General features: G+C 34.5%; 22 protein-coding genes. 16 read left to right on the top strand and 6 right to left on the bottom strand.

What is annotated here, in order from left to right:
• Nucleotides 1-29 precede the first annotated feature (29 nt).
• From MHI00_RS10505 to MHI00_RS10490, 4 genes are all read left to right on the top strand, one after another.
• A complete protein-coding gene (locus MHI00_RS10505) occupies nucleotides 30-401 on the top strand; it encodes a hypothetical protein (RefSeq protein WP_341113469.1) in 372 nt (123 codons plus the stop codon).
• 159 nt (nucleotides 402-560) lie between these two features.
• Nucleotides 561-2255 carry an Hsp70 family protein gene (locus MHI00_RS10500; protein WP_341113466.1) on the top strand — a complete coding sequence of 565 codons (1695 nt, stop codon included), beginning with the start codon at nucleotides 561-563 and terminating at the stop codon, nucleotides 2253-2255.
• 72 nt (nucleotides 2256-2327) lie between these two features.
• Nucleotides 2328-4292 (top strand): hypothetical protein, encoded by a 1965-nt coding sequence (locus MHI00_RS10495; protein WP_341113465.1) that lies wholly within the window; start codon nucleotides 2328-2330, stop codon nucleotides 4290-4292.
• Between the two features lie 26 nt (nucleotides 4293-4318).
• A complete protein-coding gene (locus tag MHI00_RS10490) occupies nucleotides 4319-4918 on the top strand; it encodes a hypothetical protein (protein WP_341113462.1) in 600 nt (199 codons plus the stop codon).
• Nucleotides 4919-5085: 167 nt separating this feature from the next.
• Here MHI00_RS10490 and MHI00_RS10485 read toward each other — a convergent pair whose 3' ends face one another.
• Nucleotides 5086-5475 carry a GNAT family N-acetyltransferase gene (locus MHI00_RS10485; protein WP_341113460.1) on the bottom strand — a complete coding sequence of 130 codons (390 nt, stop codon included), beginning with the start codon at nucleotides 5473-5475 and terminating at the stop codon, nucleotides 5086-5088.
• Between the two features lie 163 nt (nucleotides 5476-5638).
• On the opposite strand from MHI00_RS10485, the gene MHI00_RS10480 reads away from it, so the two are divergent.
• The 6 genes from MHI00_RS10480 (at nucleotide 5639) to MHI00_RS10455 (ending at nucleotide 11871) form a co-directional block, all read left to right on the top strand.
• Nucleotides 5639-6160 carry a GNAT family N-acetyltransferase gene (locus MHI00_RS10480; RefSeq protein WP_157455137.1) on the top strand — a complete coding sequence of 174 codons (522 nt, stop codon included), beginning with the start codon at nucleotides 5639-5641 and terminating at the stop codon, nucleotides 6158-6160.
• Between the two features lie 118 nt (nucleotides 6161-6278).
• Nucleotides 6279-6893: an MptD family putative ECF transporter S component gene (locus MHI00_RS10475; RefSeq protein ID WP_010050391.1), complete on the top strand. Its 615-nt coding sequence runs from the start codon at nucleotides 6279-6281 to the stop codon at nucleotides 6891-6893.
• 34 nt (nucleotides 6894-6927) lie between these two features.
• Complete coding sequence (locus tag MHI00_RS10470) at nucleotides 6928-7614, top strand: energy-coupling factor transporter transmembrane component T family protein (RefSeq protein WP_201731308.1); 687 nt, start codon at nucleotides 6928-6930, stop codon at nucleotides 7612-7614.
• 195 nt (nucleotides 7615-7809) lie between these two features.
• Entirely contained in the window at nucleotides 7810-9291 is a 1482-nt protein-coding gene (locus tag MHI00_RS10465) for an ABC transporter ATP-binding protein (RefSeq protein WP_341113449.1), read from the top strand.
• Nucleotides 9292-9477: 186 nt separating this feature from the next.
• Entirely contained in the window at nucleotides 9478-10191 is a 714-nt protein-coding gene (locus tag MHI00_RS10460; RefSeq protein WP_015076052.1) for a gamma-glutamyl-gamma-aminobutyrate hydrolase family protein, read from the top strand.
• An 18-nt stretch (nucleotides 10192-10209) separates the two neighbouring features.
• The gene (locus tag MHI00_RS10455) at nucleotides 10210-11871 is read left to right on the top strand and encodes a peptide ABC transporter substrate-binding protein (RefSeq protein WP_341113444.1); all 1662 of its coding nucleotides are present in this window, start codon (nucleotides 10210-10212) and stop codon (nucleotides 11869-11871) included.
• Nucleotides 11872-11917: 46 nt separating this feature from the next.
• On the opposite strand, the gene MHI00_RS10450 is transcribed toward MHI00_RS10455, so the two are convergent.
• Nucleotides 11918-12328, bottom strand: a complete 411-nt coding sequence (locus tag MHI00_RS10450; RefSeq protein WP_056998637.1) for a hypothetical protein — start codon at nucleotides 12326-12328, stop codon at nucleotides 11918-11920.
• Nucleotides 12329-12783: 455 nt separating this feature from the next.
• On the bottom strand, nucleotides 12784-13239 hold the full coding sequence (locus tag MHI00_RS10445) for a YueI family protein (RefSeq protein ID WP_135054712.1): 456 nt from the start codon (nucleotides 13237-13239) through the stop codon (nucleotides 12784-12786).
• Between the two features lie 462 nt (nucleotides 13240-13701).
• Between MHI00_RS10445 and MHI00_RS10440 the strand changes: the two genes are divergently transcribed.
• The 6 genes from MHI00_RS10440 (at nucleotide 13702) to MHI00_RS10415 (ending at nucleotide 18860) form a co-directional block, all read left to right on the top strand.
• A complete protein-coding gene (locus tag MHI00_RS10440; protein WP_015076057.1) occupies nucleotides 13702-14655 on the top strand; it encodes an ABC transporter permease in 954 nt (317 codons plus the stop codon).
• Nucleotides 14652-15617, top strand: a complete 966-nt coding sequence (locus tag MHI00_RS10435; protein WP_229251798.1) for an iron chelate uptake ABC transporter family permease subunit — start codon at nucleotides 14652-14654, stop codon at nucleotides 15615-15617. Before MHI00_RS10440 ends, MHI00_RS10435 begins: the two co-directional genes overlap by 4 nt.
• 3 nt (nucleotides 15618-15620) lie before the next feature.
• Nucleotides 15621-16379, top strand: a complete 759-nt coding sequence (locus tag MHI00_RS10430; RefSeq protein WP_010050406.1) for an iron ABC transporter ATP-binding protein — start codon at nucleotides 15621-15623, stop codon at nucleotides 16377-16379.
• A gap of 31 nt (nucleotides 16380-16410) precedes the next feature.
• On the top strand, nucleotides 16411-17373 hold the full coding sequence (locus MHI00_RS10425; protein WP_056998639.1) for a siderophore ABC transporter substrate-binding protein: 963 nt from the start codon (nucleotides 16411-16413) through the stop codon (nucleotides 17371-17373).
• 125 nt (nucleotides 17374-17498) lie between these two features.
• A complete protein-coding gene (locus MHI00_RS10420; protein WP_015076062.1) occupies nucleotides 17499-18137 on the top strand; it encodes a YktB family protein in 639 nt (212 codons plus the stop codon).
• A gap of 192 nt (nucleotides 18138-18329) precedes the next feature.
• A complete protein-coding gene (locus tag MHI00_RS10415) occupies nucleotides 18330-18860 on the top strand; it encodes a DUF308 domain-containing protein (RefSeq protein ID WP_015076063.1) in 531 nt (176 codons plus the stop codon).
• Between the two features lie 68 nt (nucleotides 18861-18928).
• On the opposite strand, the gene MHI00_RS10410 is transcribed toward MHI00_RS10415, so the two are convergent.
• The 3 genes from MHI00_RS10410 to MHI00_RS10400 form a co-directional block, all read right to left on the bottom strand.
• On the bottom strand, nucleotides 18929-19288 hold the full coding sequence (locus tag MHI00_RS10410; RefSeq protein ID WP_056998642.1) for a hypothetical protein: 360 nt from the start codon (nucleotides 19286-19288) through the stop codon (nucleotides 18929-18931).
• Nucleotides 19289-19653: 365 nt separating this feature from the next.
• Complete coding sequence (rpsD, locus tag MHI00_RS10405) at nucleotides 19654-20259, bottom strand: 30S ribosomal protein S4 (protein ID WP_010050416.1); 606 nt, start codon at nucleotides 20257-20259, stop codon at nucleotides 19654-19656.
• A 272-nt stretch (nucleotides 20260-20531) separates the two neighbouring features.
• Nucleotides 20532-20999 carry a GAF domain-containing protein gene (locus tag MHI00_RS10400; RefSeq protein WP_016356395.1) on the bottom strand — a complete coding sequence of 156 codons (468 nt, stop codon included), beginning with the start codon at nucleotides 20997-20999 and terminating at the stop codon, nucleotides 20532-20534.
• Nucleotides 21000-21007: the final 8 nt, after the last annotated feature.

The raw sequence follows: 21007 nt of genomic DNA, 5'->3' as shown, positions 1-21007 counted from the left end.
TAAGTAAAAATATTAAGGAGCAAACAAAAATGAGTATTTCAATCAAAAGAGCAACAGGAGTTATGGGGGGCACATCAAAAATTGATGTCCTAGTCAATGATAAGAAAGTCAATAAACTAAAAAATAATGAAGAAATAGTGATTTCAACAGAAACAGAAGATTCAAAAATAAAAGTAAAACAATGGTTTTTTGGTAGCCTAGATACAGTAGTTAAACCCAATTCAAAAATCGAAGTTAAAATCAATCAGACAACTTTATATCTCTATATTGGAGCTTTACTATTAGTTTTTGCAGGGCTTGCTAGCCAATTGATCTTATTCAGTTTCGCAGGGTTAATAGCTTGTATCGCAGTAATCGTCTATTCAAATAAAAATTGGTTTAAACTTGAAATAAATGAGTGATAAATAAAATCTACCTCCTCTAACTTTTACTAAAAATTAGAGGAGGTATTTTAATAAAGGTCATTAAAAAAGTTACCACAAAACCGATAAAAAAGAATATAAATAAAAATATAGTCCATGTTATAATTAAAAGAGATGAAAAGGAAAGTAGGAAATAACATGACAACAATTGGTATTGATTTAGGAACGTCTAATAGTTTAGTTGGCTATTGGAATGGAGAATCAGCTGTTTTAATTGAAAATGAATTTGGCGAAGTATTAACGCCATCGATTATCAGCGTTGATGATAATCAAGAAATATTAGTGGGACAAATTGCGAAAGAGCGTCTGATGACTCATCCACAATTGACATCAGCAACGTTTAAACGTTTTATGGGAACGGAAAAAATTTATAAAATGGGTACATATTCATTTACACCTGTAGAACTCTCAACTCTTTTACTGAAAAAATTAAAACAAAATGCTGAACGTACGTTAAATGAAGAATGCCGTCATGCGATTATTAGTGTTCCAGCCTATTTTAACAATGTTCAACGAGCAGCGACGATTGAGGCGGCGAACTTAGCTGGTTTGGAGGTTAATCATTTAATTAGCGAGCCAACTGCAGCAGCGATGGCTTATGGTATTCATCGACTAGAAGAAGATAGTCGAATTTTGGTCATTGATTTAGGTGGAGGAACGTTTGATGTTTCTTTGTTAGAGATGTTTGAAGGCATCATGCAAGTAGAAGCGATAGCTGGTGATAATCGTTTAGGCGGGGAAGATTTTACTTATGCTATCTTAAAAGATTGCTTAGCTGAAAATAAATTGAATCAAGAAGTATTGCCGGCTGAAATAGAAGCGAGTCTTTATAAAAAAATAGAAATGATCAAGAAAGAACTATCCCCAACGACACCGCAACAATTTGAGTTTGTTTTAGATGAAAAAGAATATACCTATCAACTGACAGAAGAGCGATTTAGGAGTATTTGTCAGCCATTATTAGCTAAATTACGCGCGCCGATTATTCGCGTTTTAAATGACTCAGGAATCAAGTTAGACGAAATTGATCGCATTATTTTAATTGGCGGTGCGACTAAATCAACAACAATTCGTAGTTTTGTCAGTAAGCTTCTAGGCAAGCTACCCTTTACACAAATTAATCCAGATGAAGCAGTTGGTGTTGGAGCAACGATTCAAAGTGCCTTAAAGGAAAACAAAGAGATGCTGGAAGAAATGATTTTAACAGATGTTTGTGGACACACACTAGGTGTCAATACGTCTCGGTTTATGGAGAATGATTATCGAGATGGTTATTTTTCACCTATTATTGAACGGAATACTACAGTTCCCGTTAGTAAAATACAAACATTTTGTACGGTTTATGATGACCAACAAGCTATTGTATTTGATATTTACCAGGGTGAAAATCGACTAGTGAAAGATAATTTGAAAATTGGATCAGTGGAAATCAAGATGCCAAAGGTACCTAAAGGAGAGCCAGTAGATGTTCGATTTACATACGATCATGATGGCATACTAGAAGTAATCGTTACGGTACCACGTACGAAAAAAACAAATCGTATTGTGATTGAAAATACACCAGGTCAGTTAAGTCAAATAGAGATTGAAAATCGACTAAAAAAATTGGAAAGTTTAAAAATTCATCCTTTGGATCGAGCAGAAACAAGATTGCTGTTGGCAAGAGCCGAACGGTTATATGCCGAATCAATTGGTGAAAAACGAGAGTACATTCAGTATTTAATCGGTAATTTTGAAGCAGTCTTACGTAAACAAGATGAAAAAGAAACACGCAAAGCGAGTAGTGAATTGAATAAGTTGCTAAATAAACTAGAAGAGAATTTTCAATTATGAGCATTTGGGAGCAGTTAGAAATAGAGCGAACAACTGATTTAAAACAAATAAAAAAAAGCGTATGCTAAAAAAATGAAAATAGTTTTAAAAGCTGGAAATGATGCAGAATTTCAAGCTTTAAAAGAGGCCTACGACTTAGCCGTTAAATGGGCCAAGTCTGGAAAGGCAGAATCACAAGAAAGTAGGCATGTGGTTCTGCCTAAAGTTGAAGCGACTCAGGAATTTCATGTAGAAAAAGAAGGAAATCACTCTCAATTGCCAACTTTTATTGAAGCAGTAGTAAGTTTAATTAAAACAAATGAACGTAGACAGAAAATTACTGAATGGGAGTTGCTTCTGAAAGATAAGGAAAATTGGAGCATTCCTGAGTATGTTCAGTATCGTGAATTTATGATGCGCTTTTTAATTGATTGGTACATTTTTATCCCTAAAAAAATCATTCGGTTCTTAATTAATAATTTTGAGTTGATTCCTGAGACGGAAGAGGTTGCTAGTGATTCGTTATCTAGTTATTTTAGAGTAGTAAGCCATCAGATTATCAATGTACCCAATTTTTCTTTTGCTGCTTTTTCTGGAATGACAGAAGACTCGATTTTTGAATTTTGCCGTTTACGCTATACGATTTATCAAAAATTGACTACAGACCTAAAAGATGAAAATATAACAGAATTATATTCTGTCGCTATCAAATTAAATGAAAAGGATACCGATTTAATCAATTTATATATATTGTATCTAGTTAAAAAAGAATTGAATCCGAAATGGCAGCCAGAAGAATATATTCATGAACTGGATAGTTACCTAATTAGAGCGAAAGAGAATCAATCTGACAATGAAGTGACCATTTTTATTGATATGTATTATCAAGCGATTACGACTAAAAGCGGTTTGGATCAAAAATTTTTAAATGCATGGCATGATTACTATATTCCAACTGAATTAGCTTACTTAATGACAGGTTATATTTATGATTACAATGGTGACCAAATTACAGCAGTCCAAATTTGGAAAAATTTGCCAAATATTTATTCTATGATTGTTCAGAAAAAAATAATTGCCGTTAAAAAAACTGTTGATGTTGAAGTGAAAGAAAAAAAAGAGAGGAAACAGAGTTATAATGTGGTTATTTGGTTGGCTGTATTTGTGGTTATCGGAATTTTTATTGCGGGTATTACGCAAACTAAAAAACAAGAACCAGATCCTGATTTTGTAAAGTATCTACAAAGTAGAAATGATTTTTCTAGTATTCATAAAGAATATAGAGAAAAATTTCAAGAAAATAGTTGGGGAACAGAAGAGGAAACTAACAACGAATCTGAACCAGTAGATGAAGCAACATTATTAGATGACCAAAAGTTTATCTATTATTTTTTAATGATGAATGATGCTGAAAAACGTCAAATGTTTATTGATCAATCGGTTGCTGAGGATGCTAAAGCCTTTTTCCTAGAACATATCAATGATGCTCCAGCGTTTCCAAGAGCCGACTTTACAGAGTTCAGAATACAGAGCGATTATATAGTCGATTTTGGTAAAGCTCAACTCATTACCTATTCTTTTGAGCAAAGTTATCTTTTACAAGTAGATGAGAATGATAAAATTATGAATGTTCTAGCAAAGGGTTGGACAGAGACGTCAACTGCAGAATTTCAAGCATTAGTTGAAGATATTCATGTGCGTCCAGAAACAAGCACAAACTTTTTTGTGATGGATTATTTACTTTCCGAAAATCAAAAAGAAAGTTTACAAGTGAATTCAGAGTATGTAACGAAAGAGCTATATGGAATATTAGAAAAAAATGCTTCAGGAGCAACTAATGATTATGATGAAGCCTCGTGGCAACTATCTAAATTTAGTGACGGGCGTGTGGCAATTGTTGTCAACGATAATAATGGTAAACATAGGTATATTTTAAGTTTTGATAGGGACGGACGATTAGAGCATATTTATTCTGGTGGTTGGGAGCAGTTAGATTTAGCTGAACGAGAATTTGTTTATGATAATTGTGAGGAAAAAGAAAATTTTTATACATTTTAAAAACGGGAAAATGGGGATGAGATACAATGAAAAAATTAGGATTAGCGTCATTAGGATTTTTAACAATGATAACATTAGCGGGGTGTAGCCCAGAAGCAACGACTCAAAATGAGGCGGAAAATCAAATATCTCAAACATCTGAAACAGACACAAAAGCAGAAACAAAAATCACAGAAGAAATGGTTAATGAGGCTCAACAAAAGTGGGCAGATGGATTAGTGGCAATTGGAAAAGCGTATCAAGAGGGAAATGATTACGAAGAAGAAGCTTCTAAGATGATTGATGATCGTTATGGCTTTCAAGATGGGGTTGTTCTTTTTAAACCCACGAAAACCAGTGAAGAGAATTTTAGATTAACTAAAGAAGATGCGTTGTCATACTTTGTTGGTGGTGCGCATGAAGAAGATGAAGGCTTTGCCTTAGCACCTTGGTCTAACGTACGATTTGAAAATGAAGCAACAATTATAGATTCTGATTCAGCACTTGCATCTGGTTTATATTACTTTACTTCTGCAGAAACTGGTGAAGAAACAGAAGTAGAATACACATTTGGATACTATTTAGATTCAGATGGCGTGTTGAAAATACAATTGCAACATTCAAGTCTTCCGTTTGAGGCTAAATAAAAATTAAGATAGTAAACTAATAGAACAAACTAAAAAATGATAGACAAGTTGAACGTAAAAATTCATCTAGTCTATCATTTTTCTATTTAAATTCGTTTCTGTGCAATTTCAGTATAAACTTCATAGCCATATTTTTGATACGTGTGCTTAGCTATACCGTTATTTGGCTAATAATGCAATTCAACATGTTGGATGTCATGTTCTTTTGCATAAGTGTCAGCAAATTTCAGCAATTCTTGACTTAAGCCTTGTCCTTGGTAGCTAGGCATAATTAAAATATGATGTAAATATAAACGTGTATAGCCATAGCGATAAACGTTTTCTGGCATTTGTTCTTCTTCTAGCCAAAGGTAGGCTGCAATCGCATCTTGATTGTTCTCATCTTGCCACAAATAGACCCGTTGTTTAGGATTCTTAAAATAGTCAATAAAGCTTTTTGTTACGGCTTCAGCATCATAGGGTTTAAAAAAATCAGGATAAAGCTCAATGTGTTTATCTTGCATGGTTTTGCCAAGTAAACCCATCAATTTGGCATCTCTTGTTTCATTAATTTTCATTGGATTCACCTTCCTTAACTAAATTGTGCATCTTAGTTTAACATAAATCATTGAAAGGGGCTATTTAAAAACAGAGGATCGAAGTAAAAAAGAAACAGCATTTTGTTTCAATTTATGCGATAATAGAAGTTCCTTTATAATAGAAGGAGAAAGTGGTGCAAGCATGATGATAGAAACGGACCATCTCCTATTAGTACCTTATAAAATAGCTTTTCTGGAAGCTACATTAATAGGCGATGATAAACTTACAGAAGTGTCTGGTTTTCAAGTTGCCAAGCAGTGGCCTGGAGTAGAATTCTTTTTTTATTTGCCATTTGTTTTGGATGAATTGAAGGCGAATCCAGAAATGGAAGAATGGACTTACTTAGTTGTATTAAAAGAAAATCAAACCATCATAGGGGAATTAAGTGCCCAAGGAAATCCTGGGAAAACTGGGATTGCCGAAATTGGCTATGGAATTGTTGATGAGTACAGTGGAAATGGATATGCTACTGAAGCAAGTCAGTCTTTTATTCAGTGGTTGGTAAATTATCCTATTTTAAAAATTGTGGCTAAAACCTATCAAAAACATCGGAAATCGCAACATATTTTGCAAAAATTAGGCTTTCATAAGACTGGAGAAGAGCTTTTAGGTGGCGATGAAGTCGTTTATCATTTTGAGTATGATTCTCAATTAAAGTCATAAAACTCTTGCTAAATGAGTAAGGAAAAGCTATGATAGTATGGTGTCTAGCTTTTTGAAATCAGTCATTTAAGCTAGTCAGTTTATAATTACTATTAATTAAGTAGAGAGGAATGAAACAATGAAACAATCATCTAAATTAACAGTTCGTGATCTAGTTACAATCGGTATTATGAGTATTTTAATTATTTTCTTTGGTCTAATTGTCTCAATGGTTGGTCGTTTGGCGACTGGCGGATTGTCTATTATAATATCTGGAGCTTTAAGTGCATTCTTTTGTGCGCCAATCTATATGCTTTTATCTTTTCGCGTAGCTAAACGCGGCGTAGCTTTCTTAAATGCCATTTTACGTTCATTAATGTATGTAGTGATGGGGGTTCCCCACGTATTATTAATTTTTATTCCAGCGGCTTTATTAGCTGAGTTGGCGATGACGCCTGCAGATACAAGTTACCGTAGTTTAGGAAGAACAACATTATCTTGGTCAATCTTCTCAACATTTAATGCCTTACATGGTCCATTATTGTTTGTGATGTTAGGTGCGAAGTATATGATGGAAAAAGCACCACATAGTCCAAGTGCTGAGCGTTTAGCCTTGATGTTAGAGTATTATTATAGCCCAATGTGGTTAGTCGTTATTGGCGGTTTAGCCTTTATTGGTGCAGCAGCCGGTTGTTTAGTTGGTTGGAAATTATTGCATAAGCATTTTGTTCCAGCTGGCACAGTGAAACTTTAAAATGAAATTAGTAGAACCAGGGGAGACGATGAGGATGGAATCGATTAAGTTAGACGCACGAACCAAAACCTTAGTCGTTCTAGTCTCTGGTTTTTTTATTTTTTTTATCTCAGATTTTGGTTTAATCCTATTATTTCTCTTTTTACTTGGCTATAGCTATCTAGCTGGAGAAAGAAAAGTATTACCTTATATCACAATTGCATTTATTTTTACAAATTTCTTTCAACGCTTTGCTTTTGGTTATGAAGATTCTGTCATTATGGCAACTTTTGCTTTTTTTGCGTACTTTGCCGTACGAACGATTCCTCTGTTGCTTGGTGGAATAGTTTTATCTAAGACTCCACCAGGTGAGTTGATTGCGACACTGCAAAAATGTTATATGCCACGAGCGATTTTAATCCCATTAGCCGTTGGGTTGCGGTTTTTGCCGACGATAAGACAAGAAACGGGAGCTATTTTAGATGTGATGCGTTTACGGGGAATTTCTCCGACTGTCTGGAATATTTGGCGTCACCCATTATTGACTTTTGAATACTTATTGGTTCCTTTAGTAATACGAAGTTTAACGATTGCTGATGATATTTCAATGGCGGCTGTTACAAGAGGAATTGAAAATCCTGCGGCAAGAAGTTCTTTACGAGAAATTAAATTTAGTACAGCAGATAGATTTGTTTGTCTGGCGTTAGTCATAGTTGTCGCTGTGTTACTATATGTAGGCTGAAAAAGAAAAAAGCCAGTTCTTATAAGCCAGGCCTAAACGGCTCAACAAACTTTTTATTCAGGCCAGTTCTTATGAGCCAGCCCTTCGGAAAAAAGATAAATTCCCAAAAAAGTAAAGAGCTACTTTTCTTGGAATTTTCTATTTTTCTGCCAGGTCTAAACGGCTCAACAAACTTTTTATTCAGGAGGTGTCGAGATGATAAAATTAGAGCAAGTTGATTTTGCTTATAAAGCCGAGGAACCGCTATTAAATCAAGTTGATTTAGCCATAAAAAAAGGTGAGTTTATTTTATTAACGGGTCCGAGTGGCGGAGGAAAAACAACGTTGACTAGAATTATCAATGGCTTGATTCCTTATTTTTTTGGTGGTGCCCGGACGGGAACTGTTGAAGTTGCAGGGAAAGAAATATCAGATTTGAATTCTTGGGAATTAGCTAAGGAATTGGGCAGTGTCTTTCAAGATCCTCGTAGTCAGTTTTTTGCGCCAATTGTCAAAGATGAGATTGCTTTTTTTTGTGAGAACTATGGTTTGCCTACAGCTGAAATTAAAGAGCGAGTTACCCGTGCTAGCTTAGAGGTGGGAATTGAACATTTGCTGGAGCACCAGGTGATTCAATTATCTAGTGGTGAAAAGCAAAAAGTGGCAATTGCTTCTATTCGAGTTGCGGATCAGCAAATCTATTTATTAGATGAACCTTCTGCCAATCTTGATAGTAAAGCCACACTTGAATTGCAAGATATTTTAACGCAATGGAAAGCAAAGGGACATACGATTGTTATCGCAGAGCACAGATTGTATTACTTAAATGAATTAATTGACCGAGCTGTCTATTTGCGAGAGGGAAAAATGGAACGGATTTTTTCTCAGGCTGACTGGCGAAATCTTACAGAGGAAGAGTTAGTTGATTATGGTTTACGTAGTCCTGTATTGGCTTGGAAAGATGTCCCAGAAATACCAAAAAAAGTAATGGATTTATCTTCAGGCTTTGAATTAGAAAGCTTAAGTGTTGGTTTTCCTAAAGTGAAGCAGCCGGTATTAGAAAATTTAACGACTCATATTGGTGCTGGTGAAATTGTGGCCATCATTGGAAAAAATGGAGCGGGGAAAAGTACGCTAGCGAAAACTTTAACAGGATTATTAAAAGAAAAACAAGGTCAATTTAAATATAAAGGGCAAGCTATCCCAGTTAAAAAACGCAGTAAAGTAGCCTGGTATGTCATGCAAGAAGCTGATTTTCAATTGTTCTCAGCTAGTGTTTTGGAAGAGTTAACGATTGGCCAAAAAAAGAGTGAATTAATTCAAGAACGGGCGAAAGAATTATTAACTTCCTTAGGTCTATGGGAATACCGCCATCGTCATCCCGCTTCTTTATCTGGTGGGCAAAAGCAACGTTTAACGATTGCAGTAGCCTTAATGCAAGAAACACCATTGATTATTCTAGATGAACCAACAGCTGGATTAGATGGGGCTAACTTAAAGCGAATTGTCTCAGTTATTAAGCAAACCGCTGCTAAAGGTACAAGTTTTTTAATCATTACTCATGATTTTGAATTTTTAAATCAAGCTGTTGAACGCGTACTGTATTTTTCTAATGGTGGTTTACAGGCTGATTATCCTTTAAATAAGCTGACAGCCACGGAAGTTCAAGAAAATATGTTGGGGATAACCCACAGTTAAAAACCAAAAATAAAGGGAATTTTCCTCTTGTTTTTGGTTTTTTTATTGTCATAAAGTAGTCACAAATAACCGATAAATCAATGAGTTTTCCATAAAGACTAAGTTTTCATTCTTGCTTTTAGAAATAGAAATCGTTAGAATAGTAAAAAGGTTTGATTAGAAAAAAATGAGAAAGAGGTGATGCGCATGATTGGCATTTCTAGTAATTTACTTACCACACCTTTGCCAGATACCATCACCAACCAACGCTATCATTTAAGTACGGATTATATTCGTTCTGTAGTAGAAGCGGGCGGCTTACCGATGATATTGCCACAATTAAATAAAAAAGCAGCCAAAGAAATTGTGCAGAAAATCGATGGCTTGATTTTATCTGGTGGATTGGATGTTCATCCAAGTACGTATCAACAACAAATACAGGATGAATCTTACTCTTATTCAGTGGAGAGGGATCAATATGAGTTAGCCTTGTTAAAGGAAGCTTTAAAGCAGAATAAACCAGTCCTGGGAATTTGTCGTGGAGCCCAGCTGATAAATAGTGCTTTTGGAGGTAATTTAGTCGCAGATATTGAAGCGAAATTGCCAAAGTCAAAGACGAAGCATATACAAGAATTGGAACCTGAAAAAGGGACACACGGGATTACTATCTGCCAAAATTCAATTCTCTATCGGATTCTTAAAGAGCCTTCTTTGGTCGTTAATTCTTTCCATCATCAAGCAGTAAATCAAGTTGGAAAAGGATTAAAGGCTTCGTCTTGGACTGAGGATGGTTTGATTGAAAGTATCGAAGGAACAGAGTTTAAATTTTTGGTAGGTGTACAATGGCATCCTGAAATTATGAGTGGGAATGACTTAGCTAGTCAATTATTATTTCAACGTTTTGTTGAAGCAACAAAGTAAAAAGAATGGGGGATTGAAATGAAAAATAGAACAAAAGTTAGTTTGTTTGCTATGTTAGCAATTATTTTAGTTATTGGAGCTTGCGGGAACGATAAAAAAGAATCAACAGCAGAAACAAGTAGTGAAAAAGTGGAGAAGGTTGCAGATAAGCAAGAGATTACGGTTACTACAACAGCAGAGTTAGCAACTTTAGATAGTGCCTTATACACTGATGTAGTCAGTTCTGATGCAATTGGTCAAATTTTTGAAGGGCTTTATCGGATTGATAAAAATAATGATGCTGAGTTAGGAATCGCTAAAGCAGAACCAAAAATCAATGAAGCGAAAACTGTCTACACGTATCAAATTAGAGATGACGCTAAATGGTCTAATGGTGATCCGGTAACAGCTGATGATTTTGTCTATGCGTATCAAAAAGTTGTGAATCCAGCAACTGGCTCCCAAAGTTCCAATCAAATGGATATCTTTGAAAATGCTGAAGCAATCCGAAATGGAAAGCGCCCAATCACGGATTTGGGAGTCAAAGCGTTAGATGAAAAAACCTTAGAAATTACTTTAACTAGTCCCGTTCCTTATTTGGCAAAATTATTGACAGGAACACCATTTTACCCACAAAATAAAAAAGTATCCACTGATTTGGCAGACAAATATGGAACTAATAGTGAAAATGTGATTGGAAATGGACCATTTACGATTTCTAAATGGGATGGAACAAATTTGAGTTGGGCTTATACAAAAAATAAAAATTACTGGGATGCTAAGAATGTAAAATTAGAGCATATTGATGTTGAAGTAGCTAAGGAAACAGCTACAGGAGCCAATTTATTTGATGGTGGCGAAGTTCAGTACACTGGATTAACGGATGAATTTATTCAAAAATACCAAGGTAGTGAAAATTACCACGAACAACCTAAGGCGTTAATTGGGTATCTCGGATTTAATACAGAGCGAGAAAACACAGGGAATGTTCATTTGCGTAAGGCCTTAGCTTTAGCCTTTGATAAAAAAAGTTACACTGAAGGAGTTTTAATTGATGGTTCTAAACCGTTAGATGGTTTTATTCCAACTGATTTTGCTAAAGATCCAAAAAATGGCAAAGATTTTCGTAAGGAGAATGGCAATTTAATGGCTTTTGATGCTAAAGAAGCAAAAGCAGAGTGGGAACTAGCTAAAAAAGACTTAGGTATTTCTGAATTAACTTTGGAAGTTTTGTCATCAGATGCCGGCTCAGCTAAGAAAACAGTGGAATATTTACAGGCGCAATTTGAAGAAAATTTACCTGGTTTAACGATTCAATTGAAAAGTGTTCCGTTAAAAAACCGTTTAGATTTAACAAGAGCAGGAGACTATGATATTTTCTTTGGAACTTGGACGCCAGATTATGCAGATCCAATTAACTTTTTAGAAATTTATCAATCAAATGGTGGGATTAATTTTTCTAAATATTCAAATCCAACTTACGATGCTGGTATTACGGAAGTGAAAACAAGTTTAGCAACAGAACCTGAGAAACGCTGGGATAAAATGTTAGAACTTGAAAAACAACTGATTCAAGAAGATGCTGCAATCGCAACTGTCTACCAAGGAGCGCAAGCTTATTTATTGGCCCCAGAAGTTACTGGATTACAAGTCTTACCATTTGGTAGAACTGTTTCGTATCGTTTAGCACAAGTAAATTAGAAAAAAGTCTTGAGTATCGGGTAAAAGATACTTAAGACTTCTTTTTTTAATCCATTAGAATGGTTTGTTTGGTGTGTTCAACGACTAAACCTGTTTTTAATTCCCACCATTTAATCATATCTCTTGAATAAGTTTTGGGAAATCCTTCTAAAATATCAATAAGTAACTTTGTGTGAATTCGAGCATGAGGGTAACTCATTTTGACATTATGTTTTAATTCTTCCAGCAAGCTGTAGTATTGAAACATCGCATAATAAACATCTTCATCATTATCTCTTAATAAAAGACAAGGTGTCTTTTCCAACATAAAGCCCAGTGATCGCATGACAAATGCCAACCCATCAATTTGGTCAGGTTCAATTTGATCAACATTTTTTAGGATATCAACATGTGCTGCAAGCGCTTTAGCTAAATCCATTTTTAAATCATCCATACATAACTCTTTTTCTTCTGTCATCATAAACACTCCTTGTAATAAAAGTTTGTTGCGCCGTTTAGCTCCGGCAAGAAAATAGGAAAAATTGATAGGACGCTTTTTGTCCTCTCGAATTTTTATCTTTTTCTCGAGGAGTTGGGTCAAAAAAACTAGCCATAATAAAAGTTTGTTGAGCCGTTTAGCTCATTTAAAAGCTTGTTGAGTTGTTCAGGCTTGAATGAAGAATAGAGAAATTTGATGTGACGCTTTTTGTCACCTCGAAATTTCATCTTTCTTCCGAGAGGCTAACTCATAAGAGCTGGCCTAGGCAAGAAAATAGGAAATTTATCTTTTTTCCGAAGGTGTGGGTCAAAAGAACTAGCCATAATAAAAGTTTGTTCACCTCACAATCTTAGGCTTGCGATGTGAAAGGTACTATACAAAAAAAGCCAACTAGCTGATAAAGACTAGTTGACTTAGATTGTCAAAGAATAATATTATGAAAAAAATCGTTTTAATAAAGATTTTTTTTCGGTTGGAACAGATTCTTCTTCTTTAGGTGTCGGATCGGCAAGAGGGTATTTTTCGCTGACAGCAATGACCTCTTGATTGACAGCATTAGCAGCAACAAAAAGTAAACCAGTGTCACTTTTCTTAGCAAACTGATTGGTAACAATAGTAAATTGAACCGACTCTTGTCCGCATAGTTTTAAGTAAGGTCCTAAAGCACGACTGTTGACTTCGCCATTTAATAGAACTTGCCCATCAGGATGTAATTCCAGTTCCTCTTTAAGAGCATCAATATATAATAGAGAACTCAATTCTTCAATTGACATAGAGAGGTAGACACGTTCTCTGAGACTACCTAAATACCGGTTACGTTCTTCAGGTTTTGTTTGAGGTGTCCCATAGATTCCACTCGTTAAGTAATCATTAACATCTTTTTCACCCATAATGATAGAAATCCTCCTCAGTGTATAATAAAAAGTTTGTTGAGCCGGTTAGGCCTGGCAGAAAAATAGGGGAATTTGATGTGGCGCTTTTTGCCACCTCGAAATTTCATCTTTTTTCCGAAGGCCTGGTTCAAAAAAACTAGCCTTGATAAAAAGTTTGTTGAGCAGTTTAGCTCCGAAAAGAAAATAGGAAAAATTGATAGGACGTTTTTTGTCCTCTCGAATTTTTATCTTTTTCTCGAGGAGTTGGCTCAAAAGAACTAGCCTATACCGATTTAATTATACCATAGTAGGAACTGGATTTGAAATGAGGCAACTTAAAATGCAGTTTATTTTGTGAAAAGCATTGCAATTTAAATCAAAATTGAGTAAACTAAATTAATGGGAATGAAAATCATTCTCAATTAGAATTGTTGTAAACTAGCGATATTTAAGCTAGTTGAAATAAGAAAGGAAGCATTTATGAGAAAGGGGATTTGGATTGTATTACTTAGCGTTATTGCATTTGTTTCATTGTTTATTGGTGTACAAGATATTGAACTTAGTCATGTGCTTCAGTTCAACTTCACTAAAAATGAGCAACTTATTTTGCAAAGCACAAGAATTCCGCGAACCGTTAGCTTGATTATTGCCGGAGCTACACTGAGTATTTGTGGCTTAATCATGCAACATTTAACGCAAAATAAATTTGTTTCGCCAACAACAGCAGGAACAATGGATAGTGCACGAATCGGAATTTTAGTTGCGATGCTTTTTTTTACAGATGCAAGTATTTTTCAAAGAACAGTGATTGCTTTTCTATTTGCTTTTGCTGGAACAGTCGCCTTTATTTTTATGGTCAACCACCTGCAGATTAAAAATGCAGTGATGGTACCACTTATTGGTTTAATGTTCGGAAGTATTTTAGGGTCAATTGCGACGTTTTTAGCGTATCAAAATAACTTGGTTCAAAATATGGCGTCATGGCTACAGGGGAATTTTTCATTAGTTTCTAGGGGGAATTATGAATTAATGTACTTAGCTATACCGTTAATGATAATCGCCTATCTCTATGCAGATTATTTTACATTAGCTGGTTTAGGGAAGGAAGTTGCCATAAATGCTGGGGTATCCTACCAATTTGTGCAATTCGGCGGAATTTTAATTGTTGCATTAGCTTCTTCCATTGTGATTTTAACCGTTGGAAGTTTACCTTTCTTAGGTGTAGTGGTGCCTAATTTAATCGCCATTGCTCGAGGAGATCATTTGCGCAAAACACTTTTTGAAACTGCTGTATTTGGATCGATATTTTTATTAATTTGCGATATTATCAGTCGCATTGTGATTGCACCCTATGAAGTTTCGGTCAGTTTAGTAGTGGGCATTATTGGCAGTGTGTTGTTTATTTACCTATTATTGCGAGGTGAAAAACAATGATGCAGCGTATCAAGAAAGAACAGTGGGTATATGGATTACTACTACTGGTTATTCTAGTGTTAATTGGACTGTATTTAGTTCTAGAGAATAATGGCAATTGGGATTATATTTTACCTTTGCGAAGTAAAAAACTAGTCGCCTTTATAATTGTAGGAATTAGTACAACCGTTGCTACAATTAGTTTTCAAACCTTAGCTCAAAATAATATTTTAACGCCTAGTATTTTAGGCTTGGATTCTTTATATGTTTTATTTCAGACAATGATTCTTTTCTTCTATGGAAGCAATCATCTAGTTGTACGTGACAAACAGATAAATTTCTTAATCAGTGTCGTTTTAATGGTAGGAATTAGCTTTGTGTTGTATCAAATTGTTTTCAGAAAATATAGTAGCAATTTGTATTTATTGATGATGGTTGGGATGATTGCTGGAACCTTTTTTAGAAGTGTTAGCACATTTTTGCAAGTATTGATGGATCCAAATGAGTTTGATAAGATTCAAGGCAAATTATTTGCGAGTTTTAATAATATTGATGTGGCGTTACTAGGGATTACTTTGTTGATCGGTGTGGGTGCATTAATGCTCTTATTTCGCCAAAGAAAAGTTTTGGATGTCTTGCATTTAGGTCGTGACCAAGCGGTGAATTTAGGTGTAAATGTTGAAGGAACAATGTTAAAAGTCTTAGTTTTAGTCGCTATTTTGACCTCGATTTCAACAGCTTTAGTGGGACCAATTACCTTTTTAGGCTTTATGGTTGCCAATTTGACTTATCGAATCTTTAAAACCTATCAACATGGAATTTTATTTATCGGTGGGAGTTTTCTTAGCATCATTGTTTTATTAGTAGGACAATTAGTTGTCGAGCGAGTATTTCATTTAACAACGACATTAAGCGTCGTAATTGAATTTTTAGGTGGATGTTATTTCATTTATTTATTAATTAAGGAAAGGAAGCGTGAGTAAGGTATGCAAATTAAAAATGTTTCAAAATCATATGGAAATAAAAAAGTGATTAGTGAAATTACTTTGCCGATTAAAGAAGGAGCAATCACAGCTTTTATTGGACCTAATGGCGCAGGTAAAAGTACGTTACTCTCGATGATGAGTCGCTTGATTCCAAAAGATACAGGCTCAATTTATATTGATGGTGGGGAAGTGAAATCTTGGAAACAAGACGAACTAGCAAAAAAATTGTCTGTGTTAAAGCAGTCAAATGCCTTCAATTTAAAATTAACTGTTCGAGAATTAGTTGCCTTTGGACGCTTTCCTTATTCTAAAGGACGCTTGAAAGAAGAAGACCAACTTAAAATAGAAGAAGCTTTAAGCTATTTAGGACTAGTGGAGCTGGCTGAAGAGTATGTAGATACGCTTTCCGGTGGTCAACTACAACGTGCCTATATTGCTATGGTTTTGGCTCAAGATACAGATTATATTTTGCTAGATGAACCGCTAAATAATTTAGATATGAATTATGGAGTTCAAATGATGAAAACTTTACGTCGCTTAGTAGACGAATTGGGTAAGACGATTGTTCTCGTCATTCATGATATTAATTTTGCAGCAAGCTATGCTGATGAGATTGTCGCGATGAAAAATGGACAATTATTTGCAACGGGTACAACGAGCGAGATGATGACAAAAGAAGTTTTAGATCCGCTATACGAAATGGATATTCGTATATGTGAAGTAGAAGGAAAACGGTTTTGTCTCTATTTTAGTGAGTAAAAAATAGAAATCAAGAAAAGGACATGGAAAAATGAAAAAGATTAAATTAAGCGTATGTTTAGTCGCTTTAGGGTTTGTGTTAGCAGCTTGTGGGTCAGGAAATGAATCTGCAAAGAAAGAAAGCAGTAGCACATCAAAAAATACAGAAGAAACAATGATTACAGTGAAGGATGTTAATGGTGATGTTGAAGTGCCAAAAAATCCAGAAAGAGTTGTTGTTTTTGATATGGGTATGCTAGATACTATTGATGCTCTTGGTGAAAGTGACGCTGTTGTTGGCGTAGCAAAAGATAGTCTACCTAAATATTTAAGCAAATTTGATTCAGATAAAGTTGAGTCAGCCGGTGGAATTAAAGAACCCGACTTTGAGAAAATTAATGCCCTAAAACCTGATTTAATTATTATCTCAGGACGTCAGTCTGATTCATTAGACGAGCTGAAAAAAATTGCTCCAACACTTTCTTTAGAAACAGACAGTAAAGATTTATGGGAATCAATCAATAAGAATGTTTCAACAATTGGAACAATCTTTGATAAATCAGATGAAGCTAAAAAGAAATTAGACGCTCTATCAGAGAAAATTGATGTATTAAACAAAAAAAATACAGGTTCAGATATGAAAACATTAACAGTATTACTAAATGAAGGTAGTTTGTCTGCATACGGAAAAGGTTCACGTTTTGCTATTCTAAATGACGTTTTTGGTTTCCCATTAGTCGATGATAAAATTGAAGCATCTACTCATGGTCAATCCGTTAGCTTTGAGTACGTGTTAGAGAAGAATCCAGATGTATTATTCGTTATTGATCGTACAAAAGCAATTGGTGGCGACACAAGTAAAAATAATTTAACTGAGAATGAATTGATCAAGCAAACAAATGCCGCTAAAAATGACAAGATTGTAATGCTTGATCCAGAAGTATGGTATTTATCTGGTGGAGGGTTAATTTCAACAGAGATGATGCTAGAAGAAGTGAGTAACGTAGCAAAATAATAGGATAAGAAGCAAGTTCAACTGGATTTATTCGTTGAATTTGCTTTTTTTATTGAAAAGATGAGTGTCTAGTTAAGAATTATGCTAAAATAGAAGGGTAGAAATGAGACGGGAGCGAGAACTAAATGAACGAAGTAACCTTTACACAAGAAGATTTTGATGTATTTAAATTAGAGGGATTAGATACTAGAATGACAGCGATTCGTAGTCAAATCCAACCAAAATTTAAAGCCTTGGCAACAAAATTTGCGCAGGAATTAGCTAGTGACTTACAGGAAGAAGAACCATTACATGTGCATATTGCACAACATATTCGTCGTACTAAAAATGCTCCAAATGATACATGGTGTGCGATTGGAGGAGATAAACGAGGCTATAAAAAGTACCCACATTTCCAATTAGGTATTTATGCAGATCATTTATTTATTTGGTTGGCGATGATCGACAATCCTCAAGCTGAAAAAGAAATTGCTACAAGTTTATTAACTCAATTAGATTTTTTCGCTAACTTGCCAAAAGGCTATGTCGTGTCACTAGACCATCATTTTCCAAAAACGACCCCGGTATCTGAAATAGACTTAAAGAAGGGACTAGAACGCTTTAGGGATGTGAAAAAAGGGGAGTTTTTAATTGGACGCGAAATTTGGTCAGATGATACGTTATTAGAAGATCCTGCAGCAACACAAGCTTTCATCTTAGAAACGTATCGAACCTTGCTACCGATTTATCAAACCGCAATGAAAGCTCAAAAACATGCCAAATAAAAATAGTTTTAAAATTCCTTACGCCTTTAGTGCATAAGGAATTTTTTGCTAGAATCCAATGAAATTTCTTTGGGCCGCATAAATAGTATGACAAATTAAAGAATGTGTTATTGTTTGACGAATAGTATGTAGTAGTTATATACTATGAAATGTAATAATTAGTGTTTTTTATAGGAAGAGGAGTTGGGTAGGTTGAAGAAAGAAAAAGTTAAGTTGCTCGTACAAGGAATTATTTTACTAATTTTAGGAGTATTATTTATGATGAATCCTGTTCGTCAAGGCGTATTATTTTTATTAATATTAGGAAGTGTTTTTGCTTTTTCAGGAGTTGTGATTATTTTAGATGGTATTTTCATTACAAAAGGTGTGAAGTATAAAGTTTTTAGAATTTTGGAAGGAATTCTTTTAGGCGGATTTGGACTCGTTTTCTTTTTAAGAAACCCTGAAAGTGGGGCAGTTATTATTATTTATTCATTAGTGTGGTTAATGATTCTAATGTCTATTTTTAATACAATTGCTATTTTTAAAGTTAAAAGTGGAATTAAGTGGTTGTCTATTGCATTAAATATCATTGTAATTTGGATTGGTATTCAATCTTTATTTGACCCTCAATTAGCACTGGCTATTTTTTATTGGACAGTTGCTTTCCAATTGATTTTTATGGGAATCAATCACATTACGTTGTACTTTGTGCTACCAAATGAAGAAGAAGGTATTCGTTAAAGTCTTATTTTCTGAATAAAAAAGAAGCTCCTTGAAGAAGGGGCTTTTTTTTTATAAAAATGAAGTAATTAGCGGAAAAGTTTTTTTAAATTTTTGACTACTATGATAGAAATTTTTGATAAGATAAAACTGGAAGCTATTATAGAAAAGATAACTACAGATACTTTTAATAAATTATTTTGCCATTCCTCATTTAAAATAGAATAATGAATTAAAATTTTGTAGATTACTATTGAAAAAAAGACTCCTACTAAGTAAAAAATAACTGTTTCAAAAAGACTTTGAGTAGTTTTATTTGCTTCGTATTCAGAATACCCACTTTGAAATGGTATCGGAGTACCATTTTGTGAAGGATCAGCTTTCATTGTATTTCTAGCTAGAGTAGCATTATCTATTTTAGTAGCATCTTTAAACTTGTTTTGAGACATACATTCCCTCCTCTTTTTAATACAATATTTTTATTAAAATTTAGAGCATTCGCAATCACTATAGTTAAGTGAGTCTGTGTTTTACTTATTATACAATAGAAGATTCATAGTGACAATGAATAGTCGTTTCCTACAAATTTACTAAGGGTATATAAAATATTATTGAATAAGCTAATGTAATATATTGCCTGGTATAATATTTTAACTCCACAAATACATTTAAAACTTATTTTACCTTAAATAACTCCGCATAAAGCTCCGCGAGTTAGTATGTTTTATTACATTTCAACATATTTCGATAAATAAGAAAAAACCGCAAAACCTTGTTTACACAAGATTTTACGGTTTTTAATGTGAGAATAATCTTAACGGTTGTAGAACTCAACGATGAATGCTTCATCGATTTCAGCGTACAACTCTTCACGTTCTGGTAAACGAGATAGAGAACCTTCAAGTTTTTCAGTATCGAAAGTAATAAAGTCAGGACGACCAAATAATCCTTCAACAGCTGCCTTGATAGTTACCATGTTTTTAGATTTTTCACGAACAGAAATTACTTGACCAACTTCAACGTGGTATGATGGAATATCAACACGTTTGCCATCAACTAAAATATGACCATGGTTTACTAATTGACGTGCTTGACGACGAGTGCTAGCAAGACCTAGACGGTAAACAACATTATCTAAACGTTGTTCTAAAAGAATCATGAAGTTAACACCATGTTTACCTTCTTTAAGTTTACCAGCTTTAACGAACAAGTTTTTAAACTGACGTTCGTTCATGCCGTACATGTTACGTAATTTTTGTTTTTCTTGTAATTGCATACCATATTCAGAGATTTTCTTACGGCTATTTGGACCGTGAGGACCTGGAGCGTAAGGGCGACGTTCGATTTCTTTACCTGTTCCTAAAAGTGAAATACCTAGACGGCGTGACACTTTCCAACTTGGGCCTGTATAACGTGACATAATAAAATTCCTCCAATAAATAAATGTTTTTTGGAGTAAAATAATAAGTTGAGAGTTCAGTATTTCGTGCAGTTTATTATTTCAATCTTCACCTTTGCAGCCGCAGGTTACGCAATTGAACCAATCGAGTTGGCAATAAACTGTTGACGTGAATACCACTTTCACGCTGCATTATTTTACACAATGATTAGTATAACCTAAATGACTAGCTAGAGTCAAACAAATCTTACGATTAATAAGGATTTAAAGCGAAGTAAGTTTAGGATTTATATTTATAACGAACTATTTTTTAATAATAGTTGCACAAAAGTTTCTAAATGTTCTTGATCTTCTTGGTCAAATCGAGCTTTGATAGGTGCATCTATATCTAAAACGCCTATGATTTTTCCATTCTTTTCAAGAGGGATAACAATTTCAGATTGGCTTCGAGCATCACAAGCAATATGTCCTGGGAATTCATGGACATCATTGACAAACAAAGACTCTTTTTTTTGAAAAGCTGTTCCGCAAACTCCACGTCCAACGGGAATCCGAATACAAGCAACTTTACCTTGGAAAGGGCCTAAAACAAGTTCTCCACTAGCTTCTTCAAATAAATAAAAACCAGACCAGTTAATGTCTTTTAAATTTTCAAATAGTAAAGCTGCAGCGTTGCTAAGATTAGCAATTAAATTGGTTTCATCGCCAATAATTGCTTCTAGTTGAGCGTTGGTTAAACGATAGTCTTGTGCTTTTGTCATTCGATATA

The organism is Carnobacterium sp. FSL E2-0243 (assembly GCF_038003605.1).
In the GTDB taxonomy this organism is placed as follows: domain Bacteria; phylum Bacillota; class Bacilli; order Lactobacillales; family Carnobacteriaceae; genus Carnobacterium; species Carnobacterium maltaromaticum.
Note: the sequence above shows the minus strand (reverse complement) of the source record. Positions and strands in the feature narration are given on the sequence as shown.